Source organism: Neptuniibacter sp. QD34_54 (assembly GCF_047778055.1).
Classification (GTDB): domain Bacteria; phylum Pseudomonadota; class Gammaproteobacteria; order Pseudomonadales; family Balneatricaceae; genus Neptuniibacter.
The window spans coordinates 3,086,359-3,104,535 of record NZ_CP180546.1; the positions used below are offsets into that span (position 1 = coordinate 3,086,359).

The window sequence follows — 18,177 nt, forward strand, 5'->3', positions numbered from 1 at the left end:
CGGTTACCTGCCCAACACTCGAAGAGAGTTCTCAAACTGCTCTTTACGACTGGTTAGCTGCAATGCTTGCTCTTTGGTTAAGAACTTTTCATATACACGTTTAGCTAATGCAAATTCAAAAGTCTGATTGCCTTGTGCCCGCCCCGTTTCCATCACAGAACGAATTTGAGTGGTGTTATTCTCCCGAATAAGATTAGATACAGCACCATTGACCATCAAAATCTCATTCACCGGAACACGACCTTGGCCATCAGGAGAGCGGACTAAAGTCTGTGTGACAACTGCGCGCAGACACATAGATAGCTGCTGGCGCACTGTATTTTGCAGATCGCCAGGGAACATCCCGATTAATCGATCAATCACGCCAACCGCATCATTTGTATGTAGAGTGGCAAATACCAAATGGCCTGTTTCCGCCGCGGTAATAGCAGCATGCATGGTTTCTAGGTCACGCATCTCACCCAACAGCATTACATCTGGGTCTTCACGCATGGCACTGCGGATTGCATCCGCAAAAGATAGGACATCGTCACCTACTTCGCGTTGATGCACTACGGAGCGAATATTACTGTGTACAAATTCAATCGGGTCTTCGATAGTTAAGATATGACAAGCACGTGTCTTATTTATCTTATTGATAATGCTTGCCAATGTTGTGGACTTACCGCTACCTGTAGCCCCCGTCACTAGAACCAAACCGTCCTTAAAACCTACAACATCTTCTAGTTGGGCAGGCAAACGCAGCTCTTCAAACGTACAGAACGTGCCATCTAATGCACGGATAGCAAAAGCTAAACTACCGCGTTCGAAATAAAAGTTAAGGCGGAAGCGCACACCTAACAAGTTGGAATAACCTAAGTCACAACTACGCTTCGTCAATAAGTGATCAAATTGTTCGGCTGACAGGATTGCCTCGGCCATTCCTAATAATTGGTCCTTGGTGAATGCATCTGAGTCTTCTCGTTCCGACAGTTCACCATGAACACGCATCACCGGTGCAACATTGGCAGAACAGTGCATATCAGAGGCGCCAGCCTCCAGCATTAATGCCAATAATTGCTCAAACTGATCTGTATAGTTGTTTCTATCCATTACAATGCCAACGTCATCTCAATATCTAACACTCGACCACCACCTATGGCGGTACGGTCAGTACGACTAATCTGAAATTTGATTGGAATGACTGAATATTCCAACTGTGATAGTTGCCTAATAAACCCGTAAAGCGCGCTGTAGCCCCCCTGCAAACGTAATTCATATAAAGGTCGGTTCAGATCACCTTTACGTTGCTTAGACGGTTTAGCAGCAACCATCTCTGCCAGGTTACCTTCACTTTGTACTTTAGAAAGTAACTGCAATCGGTTCGCTTGCGCATGCTGGGTAATTTGACTCAATAACTGCGCAAACCGAGCCTTGTCTCGAACATCGATAAAGCTATAACCAAAACCCGAAAGTTTAGATTTTTCAGACTCAATCGCCTTAGTTAATTTACGCACATCACTCGCGCTGACTTTTTTGCCATTCAACTCAGGTAATGGAGTGGATCTTTTTCTTTCTTTTTTAACCGCTTTATTAATCTTTTTTTCAACAGATTCAATTCTGTCTTCCAGCACTAATACCTGTTTATTCAGATCTGCACCCCGGAAGAAAAGATAGCCCCCAGCAATCAAAGCGGCACCTAGAACAGCCACTAAGATTCTTTCACGAAAGTTCATTTCAGAGAACGCATTCATCATTGAGCCCCCTTCTGTTTTAAAACGAATTCGAACACATAAATGCCATTTTGCATCAATGCAGAATCCCCTTTGAAATTACTTGGGCTCTTATCGATGTACATATTAAGAGATTCAAGACTGATAGATAAAACCTGATTAAAGTCATCAATACTGGCCTGATCCACCGCTTTGCCAGTGATAGAAAATTCATACCAAGCACTTTCTTTCATTGATTCAAGCACTACACCATCATTAATGCTTTCCGATAGCACTGGTAGAAGACGCTCAACAAATGACTGACGTTTAACAATAACTTGCTCAACCAGCTGCTTTTCAGATTGCAACGCACTAAGTAAAACGGTGTTCTTCTGATACGCAGTGATATTTTTTCTTGCTTCAGCACTATCTTTACGCTGCCGATCCCTTTTCTCTTCCATTATTTCCAATTGCCTTTCAGAAGATGTTAATTCCTGTTGCAATTGATCTAATTTCCAATAAAAGAAACCTTCATACGCAGCAATTAACAACGGCAAAACACAAGCTGCCATCGCAATTTTAAAACCATTACTACGATAAATAGGGTCTGGTGGCGGCATACCCGTTAAAGGAGCGATAGAAAGAGGAGAACCTCCCAAAAAGTGCCTTGCCACACCAAGTTCGGCAATTAGCTCACCTCGGCCAGAAGGCACTTTGTCAGCAGAAGCCTGTGCTAACGGTTCTGCATCCAACTGCAAAAGAGCTTCTAACTGGCTGATTTGTTCTCCAAACACACCATCGCAATCACTCACAACCCAGCGTGTAGCCTCAGCAAACGTCCCTACGCTGACAACCTCTGCTACAGCATTAGCATCCAGCATATGGCTGGAGCATTTCACCATCGCCACATCTCGGATCTGGTTATCCTGGAGCACAGCACAATAAACATAGGCTTTGTAAAATTCTGTCAGCAGCACAGTATCACTGCTATCCAACAAAGTCAGAGAGGAACCAGCAAACGGATAAACCTGACGCAGGTTTAGCTTTGGAAAACCAGAACTACCACTCACTTTTTTAACTGCATCTAACCATTGCTGATGCTGAGCAGCTGGCATAGCACTGCATAGGAATTTTTGCACATCACCTAAGTCATCATCACTATAAGGTGATTCCTCTTTAGGCTGCGGTCGCCACTGAGTTAACAAGCGCTGATCTGCAAGCTGAAGTTTCTGCTGTATATGCAAACACTCTGCTATCTGTTCCTTAGATACCATCTGCTCACGGATCGCCACTTCCCCTAAACGCATCGGGCTTCGGCCGCCATGTTGCGCTGACAACTGCTTCTCTTCTGTTACTAGATGCACCAGTTCTTCGCGTTGTTCTGGAGTGATATAGCCACGCCCCATCAACAACCAACCCAGATCCCAGTTTGGCGATTGCATGGCAACCACACCTTCCATCTCCCAACGCAGCATCTCAAGTAAATTTTCTGCTTCAGCAGAATCAAAACTTTCAGTGATCTGAACAAGATCTGGTATAGCGCTAATATGCAGGAGCAAGGCATTACTAGGTACATTTTTACCCAGTACATTCTTCAACTGTTCAAGCACATCAGTCAGAGCAGCAACAGGATCAACCTGTTGCGATGACACGGATACAGTAATTTTTAACGCATCGCGGTTGCCATTGATAACGGTGGCCCGCAAACCAAAACCGTCGGTTTTGAGGACTAGCAAGCCTTTACCGGCTGTTTTTTTATTCAGAAACGACAGCATTAATTAACCTCAAATTGCAGTGCTGGCTGCGTGGCGCCTGGAATAACGAGTAGGCGGTCATATTTCAAAACAGTATTTCCTGCACTATTTAATACAAACACTGCATGCTGACCTGCAGGGACAAATTCATTACTTGCATCAGAAACGGGCTCACCATTTTCACTCCATTCCCCAGAACCTAAAGATAATGAATGCGTTGCAGAAGAGACTGGAACGTCAAAATGATAGGTAACCCAACGATTAGCAGGGTTAGCTGGGCTACCCGCTGACTGATTTTTAAAAATCACAAGGGCCAAAATTAGGTTATTTCCACTTTTGTCATCGACTAAGATATCAATTTGATTCAACCTTACTTGCCAATCATCTGCCTTTACTTCACCGGAAATAACAATGTCATAAGGTGCTGGATGATCTTCATCACCTTGATAATTAAACTGGTAGGTATTAGAAGCATTGCTTACAGCAAAAGGGATCCCCCAACCGTCGAGAAATTCTTGGTTGCTATCTAACCCAGAGGAAAGGTAGTTCCCGCGGTAACCTTTTAATTGCGGATAAGCTGATCTTTCCGCAGTTGAAGAAGGACCTAAAACGGTATAAGGAGAATGCATTCCGTAGTTCAGCCAATCGTCTCCTCCATCTTCCGGCCAATCATTCTTATTGATTAATGGTTGTAACATTTCGGCCACTTGTGGTGAGGCTGCACTCGCTGGGGGTAAAACACCGTTATCGATAACAAAGCCAGACAGCACTGGTTGATTGCGGTAGCTACTTTGCATCAAGATGCTTTTTCTAAGCAGCTCCATCTTATCTAAGGTTTCATCGTAACGAAGTTGGTTATCCTGATTATCGATAAACACCAATGGGGTACTGGCCACTAAGCCAATAATTAACATCACTAACACTAGCTCTAATAAGGTAAAGCCTGATTGACGTTTAGAGGACTGTTGATTGAGGATTAGCGAAGGCATAAGACAATATCATCCCCACTGCTGTTACAAAGTTCATCCGATGTACAATAATCAGGCTCACTTGGGTCGTAATTACAGTTATTTGGCTCATAAATACCATTAGAACCAAAGCTAACTATTCGAGGTACGCCTAGACTTGAACTATCAGCCATGGCTTCGAGATCAATCGCAAGATAAGGTCGACCAAAGTGATTGACCAGGGTTGAATCATCACCCGAAATTTTACGCCACTCCAGAAGGCAATCATTTGCACCAGGTGTACTACAACCACTCACACTGCGACTCTGCCCGTCATCGACGGGATAATGATCATAAGGGTCTGCGATACCAATAACAGAAGGAATTTCCGCCCCATCGATCACAAAAGGCTCGCCCGGATTTACTGGGTCACTAATACTCGAGCCATCAGATGTCAGATCGTCACCAATATCCAGGTATAGGTACTTATGACCATTTAGGTAAGGACCGCGCCAACCTCGCCGATAATCCACACTCCAAACAGCAGCAGAAGCGGGTTTAATAAATAAGAAACCTAAATCAGCAGGGGTTTCGCGAACAGGTAAAGTGCCGTTATCTTTATAATAGGCTTCGACAGCCTCACCCAATTGCTGCATCTGATAACGTGTGGCTTGATCTGCGGCATCTGATCCAACATCACGGAAAGAGGTCACAACACCACCAGCGACTACTAACAAGATAGCCGCAACCACTAGCATTTCTAAAAGTGTAAAACCCTTCTGAGACGACAAAACCGCTTTGCTAAAAACATCATTACGGACACTTTTAGAAAAACGGTCTATAGGGGAACTGCGGTATTTTTTATCTACCAACTTCATACTTAGCCATTGTATTTATTATTGTTATTAGCCTGTCCTTAGCTATCTACCTTCATCCAAGTAAAACCTTTGTCACTGCCAACCCTTCATCCATTTAAAACGGTGGGTTAAGGGCAAACACATTCCTTATAAAAAAGGCAGGAGCTTAGCTCCTGCCTTTTCAAAAAGAAGAATTACTCTTCTTCGTTACCTTTCGCTTCAGCGATCTCGTCGTCGTAACCGTCGCCGCCGGCATCAAGAATCGCTACAACTTCTAATTCATCACCAACTTCTTCCCAGTTAGCAACAGCACAATCGGTTCCATCAATTAGGTCTTCTACATCACCACTGTCACACTCTGCTAGTCTTACTACAACAGAGTAATTAGAGTATTTATCAGCTGGGGAATTACCATCTTGAGGAGCACGAGCAATAACAGCATCCAATTCAGCAGCTGGACCAACACCAAATACAGCAAGTACAGCATTTTCTGCCTGTCCTAGTTCAGCAGGTTCAGTAAATAATGCGATTGGTACAGTTTCAGTTGTCAAAGCGCCGGTCAAATCAACTTCTGCACCTGCGCCAAATTCCCATTCATCATCTTCAACAACTGGTGAGTTGAAAACCATTGATGGCTTAGTTACTTCAACCAAATCAATCTCAGCAACATTTTCATCAAAGCCGCCAGCAGTTGTGAACAAGTTGTTACCTGTAGAGCCATTACACAGCTCATCGTTTACGTAGCGCAGAGATGTTAGACCATTCTCAGCAAGTGCTGTCACCGCACCTGAAGTGATCTCTGCAATACCTAGTTTGTTGAATAAATCAGAAGATAGGCCGCCATTGATTCTCTGCAAGTTGGACGTATTACCAGCATCACTTAAAAGTCGCTCGGTACCATTACTAATCTGGGTTACAGTAGCAGAATAATCTGGCTGCACACCTGTCGAACAGATCAAAGAGTCCAGACCCGCCGGAAGAACACGTCGCTCTGTCACATTAAAAACATTCATGCTGTTTTCTAAGGTTGCCATAGTGTGAACTGCTGTAGCTTGAGCTGCACCTTCCTCTTGGCCATCCATATTAGTAATTACGGCACCCGCAATTACTGCAAGAATCGCAACAACTACTAACAATTCAAGCAGAGTAAAACCGCCTTGTTTTGCTTGTAGCTTTTCACCCTTAGCGCGCAACTCTGCGTCTTTAACCTGAGATAGGTCAGCTTTCATAAATTTGCGAATAGAATCTTTCATCTGTTGAGCGTTCATTATTTTTCTCTTTATTATTTTTACCGCATCTGTCTCGCACAGATTTTTGGATTTTTATTTATAAAAATCTTTAAGATGCAAACCCGCATTGCACTCTTTTAATTAGGGACGAGCTCTTCGCTAGCTTAAACATCCACCACAAAACGGTACTGTCGACCGTAATGGAGAATGACCTCTTTTTGCTGGCGCTTTAGAATTTTGGTTTCGATTCGGATCTCACCATAACCATCATGAGCAAGCACATCTTCAAACAACTCCAACAATTTCTTTTTAGCTGGATCAGCTGCTGGTTTATCCGTGCTCATAATTTTTTGCCCTTGGCTATGGCTTAATCTGACTTCCTTGAAATGTTGGGAACTAATCCTTAGCACCCCATGTCCGAAAAACGTGACAGAAAAGGTAACTGTTTCAAAAATGTTACCAAACTGGCCATTAGAGCCACCTTTTCTAGTACTTTGGAGCCAACTTCATCCCGAAATTCCCGTGAAGCATTCCTAAAAAACCTAACAAACGAATTCGGAATTGATCCCGCAGAGGTATGATTTTTAATAGAAAAAATAAAGGAAGGAACGTTCGTGAATATGGTGACTAAAATCTAGAATCGCAGATAAAAACTAGAGGAAGGTAATAAAAATTCAAACAAAGGCAGGTAAGCTACCGAGGCACGCTTAAGACTTTTTTGTTCTTCAGTAGGCACCAATACGCAAATTTAGAGGGCTGAATATAACAGGTAGTCTTTTACATAGAACTTGGTGCAGTGTTCTCTACAGGCTTTAGACTCACATCTCCAACCACGCAATTTCGACCACTTTTTTTCGCTTCATATAGAGCATCATCTGCCCGCTTAATCAAAGCATCTAAATTAATGTCTGTCGGTTCCGCAGTAGCAAAGCCGATACTAATCGAGATTTTTATTTTGTGTCCCAAAAGCGCATATTCAGACTGGGAAACAAGCCGCTGCAACCGTTCAGCTACCTGCTTTGTACCAGCATAAGAAACATCAGGAATCAGGGCAATAAACTCCTCTCCGCCATATCGACCAATCGCTGAATACGAGCGCAGCTCTCCCATCAACCGATGCGCCACCAACTGTAAGAGTTTATCGCCTACCAGATGACCGTAGTTGTCATTCACTTTTTTAAAGTGATCAAGATCTAGCATCAGCAAGGCAAAGCTAGCTTTTTTTGACGAGGAGCGCTTATAACGCTGCCACTCAGCTTCCATTCTTCGTGTAATTTCAGCTCGGTTATAAAGCCCTGTTACCGCATCAACCGTCGCCAACTCTTCCAACATCTCTTGTTGATAAACCATTTTCTTCACCGCCTTACGCATAAATACGAAGGCTGTGCAAATTACGCTCAACAGAATGATCGCTAGCACACCGACAAACAGAATAACTCCTTGTTGGATTTCACCACGAAAGCTCGAAGTATCTTGGTATATTTCAAAAACTGCGATCAGCTTTCCTTCCGAATTATGCATGGCAACATAGCTCTCAACCACATCAACATCGAACCGGGTTTCATGAGCCAAATCCCTGATCTGGTCTTTTGTTTGAATATTCGAACTCGCACCATCTATAACGGCTTGTTTAAGCATCTCATTCGCACTCGCATCTTTGCCAATAATGCTCAGATCTGTGCTGTAGATGATGATACCCTCTGGGGAAAACAGCTTAGTTTTCACAATACCGTAAGGCTGAATAAAGTCTCTTAGAGTTTTATTTAGTTCTAATAATTGCGGAGGTAGCAGAGGAGCAGAGTTCAGTGCTGAATTGAGCTCAGTACGGTATGTAGTAAAAATCGCTTCCGTAAGGTTAATGGCGTTGGATTCAGCTAGACGTACGACATGACGTTCATATAATTTGCTAGCAGCATAGCCACTAAGCAGTAATAGAACAATCGATGCAAGAATGGCAACTAAGCAGAATCGCTGTAAAAATTGACTCAACGATGATGATAAGGCTTTTGGGCTCAACAACTAACAACCTCAATACAGCAGGAACTGTTTTCTCTTTCTCTAATTTAGGTTAGCAGAAACTCTACCGACCGTTCATACTCCTTTCATTCAATATTTCAATTTTTAGCCTAAAGGTTAGTACTACTGAGGTTTAAGCATTAATTTTTCAAATTGCAGATAAGGTACTGGCCGACTGCTGAGGTAACCTTGATAGTAATGGCAAGCTTTGTTTTGCAAAAACCTTAACTGCTCTTGGGTCTCCACACCCTCAGCCAACACTTTTAAACCTAAGCTATGCCCCATGGCAACGATTGTAGCTGCAATCACCATATCGTCTTTATCCTGAGGAATATCTTCTACAAAAGATTTATCTATTTTAAGGACATCGATTGGGAATTTTTTAAGATAGGCTAATGAAGAGTAACCGGTACCAAAATCATCGATAGCGACTTTAACGCCCAACTTTCGTAGCTGATGAAGCAGATCAATAAATTCCTGCTCTCTTTCCATCAATGCACTTTCGGTAATTTCGAGTTCTAGATATTGTGCAGGCAACTCCGTTTGCTCAAGCACCGTTTCCACAAGCTGACAAATATCGGTGTGCCGCAATTGTACAGAAGATAAATTAACAGCCATCGTAATCGGCTTAAAACCTTGATCCAACCATGACTTCAGTTGTATACAACTTTGCTTCAGTACAAACAGACCAATAGGATTGATCAACCCCGTTTGTTCGGCCAATGGAATAAAATCAGCAGGGCCGATTAAACCTTTTTCCGGGTCTTGCCAACGCACCAACGCTTCTGCACCGATTAACTCACCTGAAACAATATCAATTTGCGGCTGATAAAAAACCTCTAGCTCTTGATTCTCTATCGCACGGGATAACCTAGCTTCCAATTCCAATCGACTACGAGCGTCACGCGTTAGCTCTTCTGTGAAATAATTAAAGCAACCACGCCCTTCGTTCTTAGCTTTATACAATGCTGCATCTGCATGCTGTAATAATGCTTCCGCATCTTCACTTTGGGTAGGATAAATACTGATCCCAATAGAGCCCCCAATGGCAACATCCACACCATTCTTTAAAACCCAGCGTTTACTAATAGCTTCGATTACTTCATTTGCAACAAGACCTGCATCCTCCGGATGGTGAATATCCTCAAGCAACAAAGCAAATTCATCCCCCCCCATACGACAAACAAGATCAACTTGCCGCAACCGGTCTTTTAATAGCACAGCTACTTGCTGTAGCAGCTCATCCCCCGCTGCATGGCCAAAGCTATCGTTCACATCTTTAAACCGATCTAAATCCAACAATAATAAGGCCAACTGTTTACTATTCCGCCTTGCTACGGCTAACGATTGCTCCAATCGTGATTGCAGCATCAATCGGTTAGGCAGATGGGTGAGCATGTCATGATGAGCTAAATAATTTAGCTTTTGCTCAGACTCTTTAAGTTTAGAGATATCTGAAAAGACCCCTACATAATGAGTGACCTTTTGATAATCATTGGTAACCTGACTAATACTCAGTAACTCGGGGTAAACCGCCCCATCCTTGCGACGATTCCATATCTCCCCCTGCCAACTGCCTTTTTCTCTCAAACTATCCCACATCACCGCGTAAAACTGCTCGTCATGTCGACCAGACTGGAGAATTTTTGCTGGCTGCCCAATCACTTCGTCACTGCCATACCCAGTTAACCGGCAAAAAGCTTTATTAACACGTTGAATAACTCCAGCTGCCGAAGTAATCATCACCCCTTCTGTCGTACTACCAAACACAGCAGCAGCCTGGCGAAGACGATCTTCTTGGCTTTTGCGTTCGGTTACATCTTCCAAGATAGCCAAGAAACCACACTCAGTAGTAATACCCGAGGCGTTAATCAGTTTTTGCTTACCCTCCAAGCAAGTAATCTTATATTCACTTAAGGGAATTTTATGGTCGGTTATACGCGCTCGCTCAATAGCTCCATACCAACGCTCACGCGCTTCTTTACGGTATTGTAGATCGGGATGAGCTAAGGAAAACCAGGTATCTAAATCGGGTAGGTGTTTTGCTGAATAGCCTAATGTTGTTGTGAAGGCTTTATTAAGGCTAATCAATTTTCCATCAAACCCAACATAGGCCATAGGAACAGGTGATTGCTCAAACAAGACTCTAAAACGCTGTTCACTATCTCGAATAGAATCTATTGCTTGGAACCGTTCAGTCAAATCACGAGCGATAGCAACAACATAATCTTTATGCCCAAAGCGTACTAAACGCGATTTAACCTCTACTGGAAAAACGGTGCCATCCAAGCGCCGATATTCTGTTGTTTGTAACAGCTCTTCTTTAACCTTTAACTCAGATAGATTTTTTTCTAACCAGTCGTTTAAAGATTCATTCGCGGTGGTCAAATCAACAACACGCAAATTTAATAAATCGCCATGTGACATAGCTAGGCTTTTTGATGCCTGCTCATTAGCATCTAAAATTCGTCCATCATCAGCATCAATGATGTAAATTGCATCACTGACCTGTTCAACCAAATGCTGGTAAAAATCGCGTTGCTCTATATCCCTTAAACGCGCTTCACTATTAACTAAAGCACGGCTTTTTCGCTCTAAGGTTTCTTGCAAATACTCGATATAAGAACCCTGTAGAGATTTAGCGATATCATGCCGAGTCAAGATGCCCTTAAGGCAACCATCATGTTCAACCACCACAAGACGACGCACATGGTTGCTCTCCATCATCCGACTAGCAATTTGCAAAGGTAGATCAGGCAAAACAGTTATTAAAGGCGTAGCCATAACCTCTCTTGCCAGCACCTTTTCTATGTCTAAATTTTCAGTCGCTAGACGAACTATGTCCCGCTCGGTCAAGATACCAACCGGACAACCCTTCTCTACAATTACCGTGCAGCTAATTTTCTCTGAGCTCATCAAAGAAAGCACAGAAGCCAACGAAGCTTCAGGCTCTACTCCTTTAACACGGTAACTCATCGAATTAGCTACGGTTTTTAATTCAACGAGGTACTCCATTCCCATGTGGTGAAGAAAATCCCCTTCACTCACAAGACCCAACAACTGTCCTTCGTTGCCTACGACGACCAGATGCCTGACATTGTTTTCAGACATCGTTTGATAAGCTTTGGCATAACCAAGATTAGAGGAAACAGTGATGACAGGCTGACTCATTACATCAGCCATGCATAAAGAGGAGATCGAATGATCATCAAGCATTAAACGAATGGCATCTTTCTCGGTAAAGATACCTACAGGCTTAGCAGAATCACCGACAGCGACAATGCTACTGATCGAATGCTGCTGCATTAACGCAAGCACCGTTTTTAAGGGCACATCCGGTGAAACAGTTATAACACTAGGTGTAAGTATCGCCTTCAAAGGTGCCGCTTCGATTTCAATAGCATTCAAATTCATACATCAACCAATTCGAATTAGATCAAGCAGTTAATGATGCTACCCAGATCGATTGTCAAAAACATTGATATCAGTACCTATATCAATCGATCTAAATACAAGAAGATATAATGTATTTTAAAATTATCTTTTATATAATTACGTTTACTAATCTAGTTTAGGTACAAAAATTAGTATCTGACTAATAGAAAGCGCTTATTTGTTCAGTAAAAACAAAACATTAGATAGCGCTTAATAAAACTTTATACTGAGACTACGGTCATTTATGAAGTGCAGGTGAGGAAATACGACTTGGAGCAAACAAATTTTTTCCAATATAGGTATAATCGTCGACCTCTCTCGAACCCAAACTAATTTATGCGGGCAACACTCGATGAAGAAACAGATTCTTTTAGCTACAAGTCTAATGCTGAGCATTGGTACAACAAACCTAATGGCAGCCGATCTAGGCAAAGGTTCTTTAGCCTTTGACAAGCAAGACTACGCAACAGCCCTTGAAGAGCTGAAGCCACTGGCAAAAGAAGGCGATCCAGATGCACTCAACATGCTTGGCCAGATGTATGAGAATGGCTGGGGCGTTGAGGTAGACGAAGCTAAAGCACGCCGTTACTACAAGCGCGGTGCTTCTCAAGGCCATATGGCTAACGTAAACAGCCTGCGTGCTCTGAAAGACAAAGAATACAAAGTTGAACTAAAAACCGTTCAACCTGCCGCTGAATCTGGTGATGCTCAAGCACAAAACCGTTTGGGTGAAATGGCAGAGTTCGGTTACGGCATGTCACGTAACGCTGATATGGCAATCGAATGGTACCTAAAATCCGCTGATCAAGGCTATGTCGCTGCACAGCACAACATCGGCCGCTGCTATAACTTCGGCACAGGCGTTGAACAAAACTTTGAAGAAGCAGAACGCTGGTACCGTAAAGCGGCTAACCAAGGTCACACTGACGCGATGTTCTTCTTGGGTACGCTTTACTCCAACAATCACGGCTCTCAGAAAGATCAGGATACCAATATCCTAGCTTACGCTTGGATGCACAATGCTGCTGAATTGGGTAACAAAACAGCTCAAGCGATCGAAAAACGTTTGGTAATGAAACTCAACGCTAGCGAACTTGAAGAAGCTAAAGCATTGGCTGTTGAGTACCGCAAAACGTACATTGCAAAATAAGCATGTCCAGTTAAAAAAGGCGATCAGATGATCGCCTTTTTTATTGGCCGCATAGTGTACAGCTAGCACAGCATGGTTATTTCCATGTAAAATCGACACCCAGATAGATCATTTTAGCGGGCTTTTTTCGCGATCCAGCAAGTAACGCCCATTATTAAACTCGACCCAACACGTGTATTAATCAAATGAGCCGAGCCTTTAAAGAAACATATTCCGATATCAAAATCGCCAGCCCACTTAAACGCCTAGGCGCTTTTATTTACGACTTGATGTTAGTCGCAGCCCTATTAATGGTCTCTACCGGTGTACTTATGACCATCAACGGCGGCGAAGCCTTAGATACCAGCCCTTACTTTGCCGTGTATCAGTCAGCTCTATTTATCATCGTTTACCTGTTCCTTTCCTTCTTCTGGATGCGCAACGGCCAAACCCTTGGCATGCTCGCTTGGCGCTTACGTGTGCAAACATCAGAAGGCTATCGCCTTAACTTTATGCAATGTTTGATTCGCTACATCGTAGGCATTATCTCCCTATCAGCCTGCTTCGTAGGTTTTCTTTGGATGTTTATCAACAAACAGAAAATGACATGGCATGACCTCGCGTCAGGTACCCATGTGGTAGAACTACCGAAGAATGCGAAGATTTTGGAATAACGGCAGGACGCCACTTCGTGGCTAGAGTAAAAGAAGGACGCTGACGCTAGAGGACGCTTCGCTTTTAGGACGTCACTTCGTGACTAGAGGACGGCTTCGCCTAGAGAAAAAGATTTCAACACTGCTTGATTAGAGTATTGAGTATTTTTCTAATCTCCAATATTTCTTCAGCCCAACTTAGGGCTTTCTGCTTCGGTATAAAACCTACTTTTTGCCCAATTAGTATTTGTGTTCGTAGTTCTGCTGAAGAACCTTTCGCATAGTAAAGGAATTGCCTTTTTTCTTTAACGGAGCTCCGTTCATACCCTTCGGCTATATTACTGGGAATAGACAGACCACTGCGCGTAATTTGGTCTTTGAAACCATAGTCCTTACAACTGGCAAGAACTAAGTAAAGATCTGTACTTAATCGGCAGGAACGTTTCCATACATCCAGATTCTCGTAACTCATAACAACCTCCATGTTGTTTATGTTTTAAGCCTTTTCTCTAGCTGCAAAGCAGCGTCCTCTAGGCGTAGCCGTCCTCTAGCCACGCAGTGGCGTCCTCTAGCGCCAGCGTCCTACTTCGCCCTATTAAGCAACCAGAAACCAAACCCCGCACAAATCAGAATTGGGATGATCACCGCAACAAACGGTGCGAACCCAAATACGGCGCTGGTAGGACCGAGGATGTCTTGAGTGAGTTTAAATGCGAGGCCTACGATGATGCCGGTGATCAAGCGCTGCCCGAGGGTTACGCTTCGCAATGGGCCAAAGATAAAAGAAACAGCAACCAATACTAAAGCGAATACAGCTAGCGGTAAGAGGAGCTTGCTCCAGAAAGCCACACGGTATTGGGAGGATGCTAGGCCCTGCTCATTGAGATATTCGCTGTAAGAAAGCAAGCCACTCATCGATAGGTTGGTCGGTTGAACCATTACAACTTTTAAGAGTTCAGGCGTTAAACCGCTTTCCCAAACTTCGGATTCTAAAGTGGCCGTAGTCACAGAAGATGTCGCTGGTGTCGCTCGATCTTCTGCCGATGGAAAACGAGTTTCACGAACATTCGTAAGTACCCACTTGCCCTCTTCGTAACGCCCTACTTTGGCAAAACTAGAGCGGGCAAGAGTGAGATCTTCATTGAACTCATAACGACTTACGCCGCGAACAGAGCCATCAGGAATTACAGCATTGATATGTAGGAATGTACGCTCATCTCGGTGCCAAACACGACTGGCATCATTAATCGCTCGGCTACCCGTTTGAGCTACTTGGCGGTGACTCTGCGCCTGCTGCTCTGTATGCGGAACTACAAATTCACCAAGACCTAATGCAAACGCAATAATCAGCAATACCGGTTTCATAACAGACAAGATAATCCCTAAAGTCGAGATACCTGCTGCACGCATAACCGTAAGTTCAGAACTCGATGCAAGGATACCCAAACCTAACAAGCAGCCGATCAAGCTTGAGAGAGGAATAAACTCATAAATACGGCGCGGCAAGGTTAGCAGAGAATACTCAACCGCTGCAGCGAAGGTATAACTACCTTCAACATTTTTAAGTTCCTCAACTAGAGCAAACAACATATCTAGCCCTGCAACCACCAGTAGAACCACCAAGAAGCCACCTAAGACATGACGAGCAATATACAGATCTAATAGCTTCATGACGTTTTCTTACTCCATGGCATACGCAAAGTCGGCATAGGAATTTGGTTAAATACCCGACTCCAGAAACGGCCAAAAACAATCATATTGAGCGCAAACAAAGCAAAGACAAAATGCACCATCCAGATAGCAATCGGCGCAGCTTCATCGTCACTCACTTTACTGGTCATATTGCTCAAAATCGTGAGGTATAGAAGATAGATAATGATCGACGGAACTAGACGTGCAAAACGCCCTTGGCGTGGATTAACACGGCTTAAAGGCACCGCCAACAGGGTAACTACGATCGCCAGTACAGGTAGAGATAAACGCCAGTTCAGTTGGGCGCGATGCTTAGGTTCATCCGAATCCCAAAGTACAGACGTAGGAAGCGCCTCTACTTTGTCATAACGTATCTCTTGGTTTTTACGCTCAACCTCTGAGCCGTATCGCTTAAATCCAAGCTCAGTGTAATCCGCTTTGCCCGGAACACCTTCATAACGGTAGCCATCTTCTAGCACTAAGAAACGCTGATCTCGTTCAGTATCAGTCAACATACTTCCGGATTCAGCTAAGGTAATCTGCAAACGCTTAGTGCTTTGATTGCGGTCAGCCATAAAGACCAAACCGAGCTCACCATTTTCATTTACTGAATCGGTATAGGTCACCCGCGCACTGTTCTGATTCTTCTGAAAGCGCCCTGGCACAAGGCTTTCTAGCTCGCTGCGACTTTCTTGCTCATCAAAGATTTTATTTGTTTCAGAAGCGCCATAAGGAGAAACAAAAACAGATAAAACGCCCACAACAACAGCCACCAACAAAGCGGGACCCATGGAATAAGCCACTAATCGTTTCTGGCTCATACCGCAGGCTTCGAGCACTGTCATCTCACTCTCAAGATAGAGTCGACCATAACCCAGCAAGAAGCCTAGAAATAAACCTAAGGGAAGAATCAGTTCAAGGAATCCCGGTAAGCGATACCCCATAATAGCAAACAATACACTCGGATCTAATTCACCGGCCGCCGCCTTGGAAAGGTATCTAACAAAACGTCCACTCATAATGATGACGAGTAAAACCGAACTCACCGCCAACATGCTGAGTAGCACTTCTCGAGATAAATAACGAAAAACGATCACTCTATGTCCCTACGAAACTGTTACCGACACAAAAATGGTTTATATTATGGGCCTTTACAGCGGAAATTATCTGTCAAAGCCTAGGTACTGAGTTTTAAAGTATCGGCATTATCCTTTAATCCGCACCTAATGTCTTGTTTAGACGGCTGCTGGCCGTGAGTTTGGAGCTAACATGGATTTTGAAATTGTAAATGGTGAGATTCAGTCACTAGAAACAGAATGTCTAGTCATCGCAGTTGAAGCTGATGGCAACCTATCCCCTGCAGCGAAAGCAGTCGACAGCGCCAGCTCTGGATACATCAGCGAAATCATCAACCAAGGTGATATCAGCGGTAAAACAGCACAAACACTTCTACTTCATAAAGTACCGGGCGTAACTGCTAAGCGCGTATTGCTGGTTGGTTTCGGTAAAGAAGAAGATCGTAACAACCGTAATCTACGTAAAGCCGTAACCGCGGTTATGGGCATCGTTAAAGGCACTGGCGTAAGCAGCGTAACATTTGCGCTAGATTGCAAGCTAAGCGACGACGCTGATCAATACCGTCAACTTCGTCATGTTGTTGAATGGGCAGGCGCTGAGCTTTACGTTTATGACGAAACTAAGAGCAAAAAAGCGGACCCTCTAAAACTGGAACAAATTGCGCTAGTTGTTAACGATGGTGATGCAGAAGTGGCAGAAACAGCCCTTTTAGACGGTACAGCGATCGTCAACGGCATGAGCATTGCTCGCGACCTAGGCAACCTACCAGGCAACATCTGTACGCCGACTTACCTAGCTGAGCAAGCACTAGAACTAGACGACGAATTTGAAAGCCTAACAGCAACCATCGTTGATGAAGACGAGATGGCTGAACTGGGCATGCATTGCCTACTTTCTGTAGGCAATGGTTCTGAGCAGCCTTCCAAACTGATTGTTATGGAATACAAAGGCGGCGAAGAAGGCGATAAGCCACACGTACTTGTAGGTAAAGGTATTACGTTTGATACCGGCGGCATCTCATTGAAGCCAGGCGCTGGCATGGACGAGATGAAGTACGACATGTGTGGTGCGGCTAGCGTATTCGGTGCAATGACTGCGCTATGTGAGATGGAGCTACCGATCAACGTTGTTGGTATCGTTGCTGCAGCTGAAAACATGCCAAGTGGCCATGCAACTAAGCCTGGCGACATCGTAACGACTATGTCTGGCCAAACTGTTGAGATCCTAAACACTGACGCTGAAGGCCGTTTGGTTCTTTGCGACGCGCTTACTTACGCAGGCAAATTTGAGCCAGCATCAGTTGTAGATATCGCAACCCTTACTGGCGCGTGCATCATAGCACTGGGTCACCACGCGACAGGCGTACTGTCTAACAATGACGATCTTGCTCAAGAGCTAATGCAAGCAGGTAACCAAGCTGCGGATAAAGCTTGGCAACTACCGCTATGGGATGAGTTCCAAGAGCAGCTAGACTCTAACTTTGCCGATATCGCTAACATCGGTGGTCGCCCAGGCGGCACAATCACAGCAGCGTGTTTCCTATCTCGATTCACTAAAGAGTACCGTTGGGCTCACTTGGATATCGCTGGTGTTGCTTGGCATAGCGGTGGTAAAAACAAAGGCGCTACAGGCCGCTGTGTACCACTACTAACTCAGTACCTGCTAAACCAATCAGCAGACGAGGAATAAGCCTCAGG

The 18,177-nt window shown here is 44.0% G+C and carries 15 protein-coding genes; 3 read left to right on the forward strand and 12 right to left on the reverse strand.

Annotation, left to right across the window (positions count from 1 at the left end; genetic code table 11):
- Window positions 1-3: 3 nt before the first annotated feature.
- From ACMXYP_RS14040 to ACMXYP_RS14080, 9 genes are all read right to left on the reverse strand, one after another.
- Window positions 4-1,092, reverse strand: a complete 1,089-nt coding sequence (locus ACMXYP_RS14040) for a type IV pilus twitching motility protein PilT (protein WP_415882254.1) — start codon at window positions 1,090-1,092, stop codon at window positions 4-6.
- On the reverse strand, window positions 1,092-1,736 hold the full coding sequence (locus tag ACMXYP_RS14045; protein ID WP_415882255.1) for a hypothetical protein: 645 nt from the start codon (window positions 1,734-1,736) through the stop codon (window positions 1,092-1,094). Before ACMXYP_RS14045 ends, ACMXYP_RS14040 begins: the two co-directional genes overlap by 1 nt.
- Window positions 1,733-3,466: a hypothetical protein gene (locus ACMXYP_RS14050; RefSeq protein ID WP_415882256.1), complete on the reverse strand. Its 1,734-nt coding sequence runs from the start codon at window positions 3,464-3,466 to the stop codon at window positions 1,733-1,735. The genes ACMXYP_RS14045 and ACMXYP_RS14050 overlap by 4 nt, the downstream gene beginning before the upstream one ends.
- Complete coding sequence (locus ACMXYP_RS14055) at window positions 3,466-4,434, reverse strand: type II secretion system protein (protein ID WP_415882257.1); 969 nt, start codon at window positions 4,432-4,434, stop codon at window positions 3,466-3,468. Before ACMXYP_RS14055 ends, ACMXYP_RS14050 begins: the two co-directional genes overlap by 1 nt.
- Window positions 4,422-5,270: a type II secretion system protein gene (locus tag ACMXYP_RS14060; protein ID WP_415882258.1), complete on the reverse strand. Its 849-nt coding sequence runs from the start codon at window positions 5,268-5,270 to the stop codon at window positions 4,422-4,424. Before ACMXYP_RS14060 ends, ACMXYP_RS14055 begins: the two co-directional genes overlap by 13 nt.
- Window positions 5,271-5,443: 173 nt before the next feature.
- Window positions 5,444-6,517 carry a type II secretion system protein gene (locus tag ACMXYP_RS14065; RefSeq protein WP_415882259.1) on the reverse strand — a complete coding sequence of 358 codons (1,074 nt, stop codon included), beginning with the start codon at window positions 6,515-6,517 and terminating at the stop codon, window positions 5,444-5,446.
- A gap of 125 nt (window positions 6,518-6,642) precedes the next feature.
- Window positions 6,643-6,822 (reverse strand): hypothetical protein, encoded by a 180-nt coding sequence (locus tag ACMXYP_RS14070; protein WP_415882260.1) that lies wholly within the window; start codon window positions 6,820-6,822, stop codon window positions 6,643-6,645.
- Window positions 6,823-7,255: 433 nt separating this feature from the next.
- Window positions 7,256-8,497, reverse strand: coding sequence for a GGDEF domain-containing protein (locus ACMXYP_RS14075; protein WP_415882261.1), 1,242 nt, complete (start codon window positions 8,495-8,497; stop codon window positions 7,256-7,258).
- A 120-nt stretch (window positions 8,498-8,617) separates the two neighbouring features.
- The gene (locus ACMXYP_RS14080) at window positions 8,618-11,908 is read right to left on the reverse strand and encodes an EAL domain-containing protein (protein ID WP_415882262.1); all 3,291 of its coding nucleotides are present in this window, start codon (window positions 11,906-11,908) and stop codon (window positions 8,618-8,620) included.
- A gap of 373 nt (window positions 11,909-12,281) precedes the next feature.
- Here ACMXYP_RS14080 and ACMXYP_RS14085 point away from each other — a divergent pair, with 373 nt between their 5' ends.
- The gene (locus ACMXYP_RS14085; RefSeq protein WP_415882263.1) at window positions 12,282-13,079 is read left to right on the forward strand and encodes a tetratricopeptide repeat protein; all 798 of its coding nucleotides are present in this window, start codon (window positions 12,282-12,284) and stop codon (window positions 13,077-13,079) included.
- A gap of 185 nt (window positions 13,080-13,264) precedes the next feature.
- Complete coding sequence (locus ACMXYP_RS14090) at window positions 13,265-13,732, forward strand: RDD family protein (RefSeq protein WP_415882264.1); 468 nt, start codon at window positions 13,265-13,267, stop codon at window positions 13,730-13,732.
- A gap of 115 nt (window positions 13,733-13,847) precedes the next feature.
- On the opposite strand, the gene ACMXYP_RS14095 is transcribed toward ACMXYP_RS14090, so the two are convergent.
- The 3 genes from ACMXYP_RS14095 to lptF form a co-directional block, all read right to left on the reverse strand.
- Window positions 13,848-14,183, reverse strand: coding sequence for a four helix bundle protein (locus ACMXYP_RS14095; RefSeq protein ID WP_415882265.1), 336 nt, complete (start codon window positions 14,181-14,183; stop codon window positions 13,848-13,850).
- Window positions 14,184-14,293: 110 nt separating this feature from the next.
- A complete protein-coding gene (lptG, locus tag ACMXYP_RS14100; protein ID WP_415882266.1) occupies window positions 14,294-15,382 on the reverse strand; it encodes an LPS export ABC transporter permease LptG in 1,089 nt (362 codons plus the stop codon).
- Window positions 15,379-16,500 carry an LPS export ABC transporter permease LptF gene (gene lptF / locus ACMXYP_RS14105; RefSeq protein ID WP_415882267.1) on the reverse strand — a complete coding sequence of 374 codons (1,122 nt, stop codon included), beginning with the start codon at window positions 16,498-16,500 and terminating at the stop codon, window positions 15,379-15,381. Before lptF ends, lptG begins: the two co-directional genes overlap by 4 nt.
- Window positions 16,501-16,672: 172 nt before the next feature.
- Here lptF and ACMXYP_RS14110 point away from each other — a divergent pair, with 172 nt between their 5' ends.
- Window positions 16,673-18,169 carry a leucyl aminopeptidase gene (locus ACMXYP_RS14110; RefSeq protein WP_415882268.1) on the forward strand — a complete coding sequence of 499 codons (1,497 nt, stop codon included), beginning with the start codon at window positions 16,673-16,675 and terminating at the stop codon, window positions 18,167-18,169.
- Window positions 18,170-18,177 lie beyond the last annotated feature (8 nt).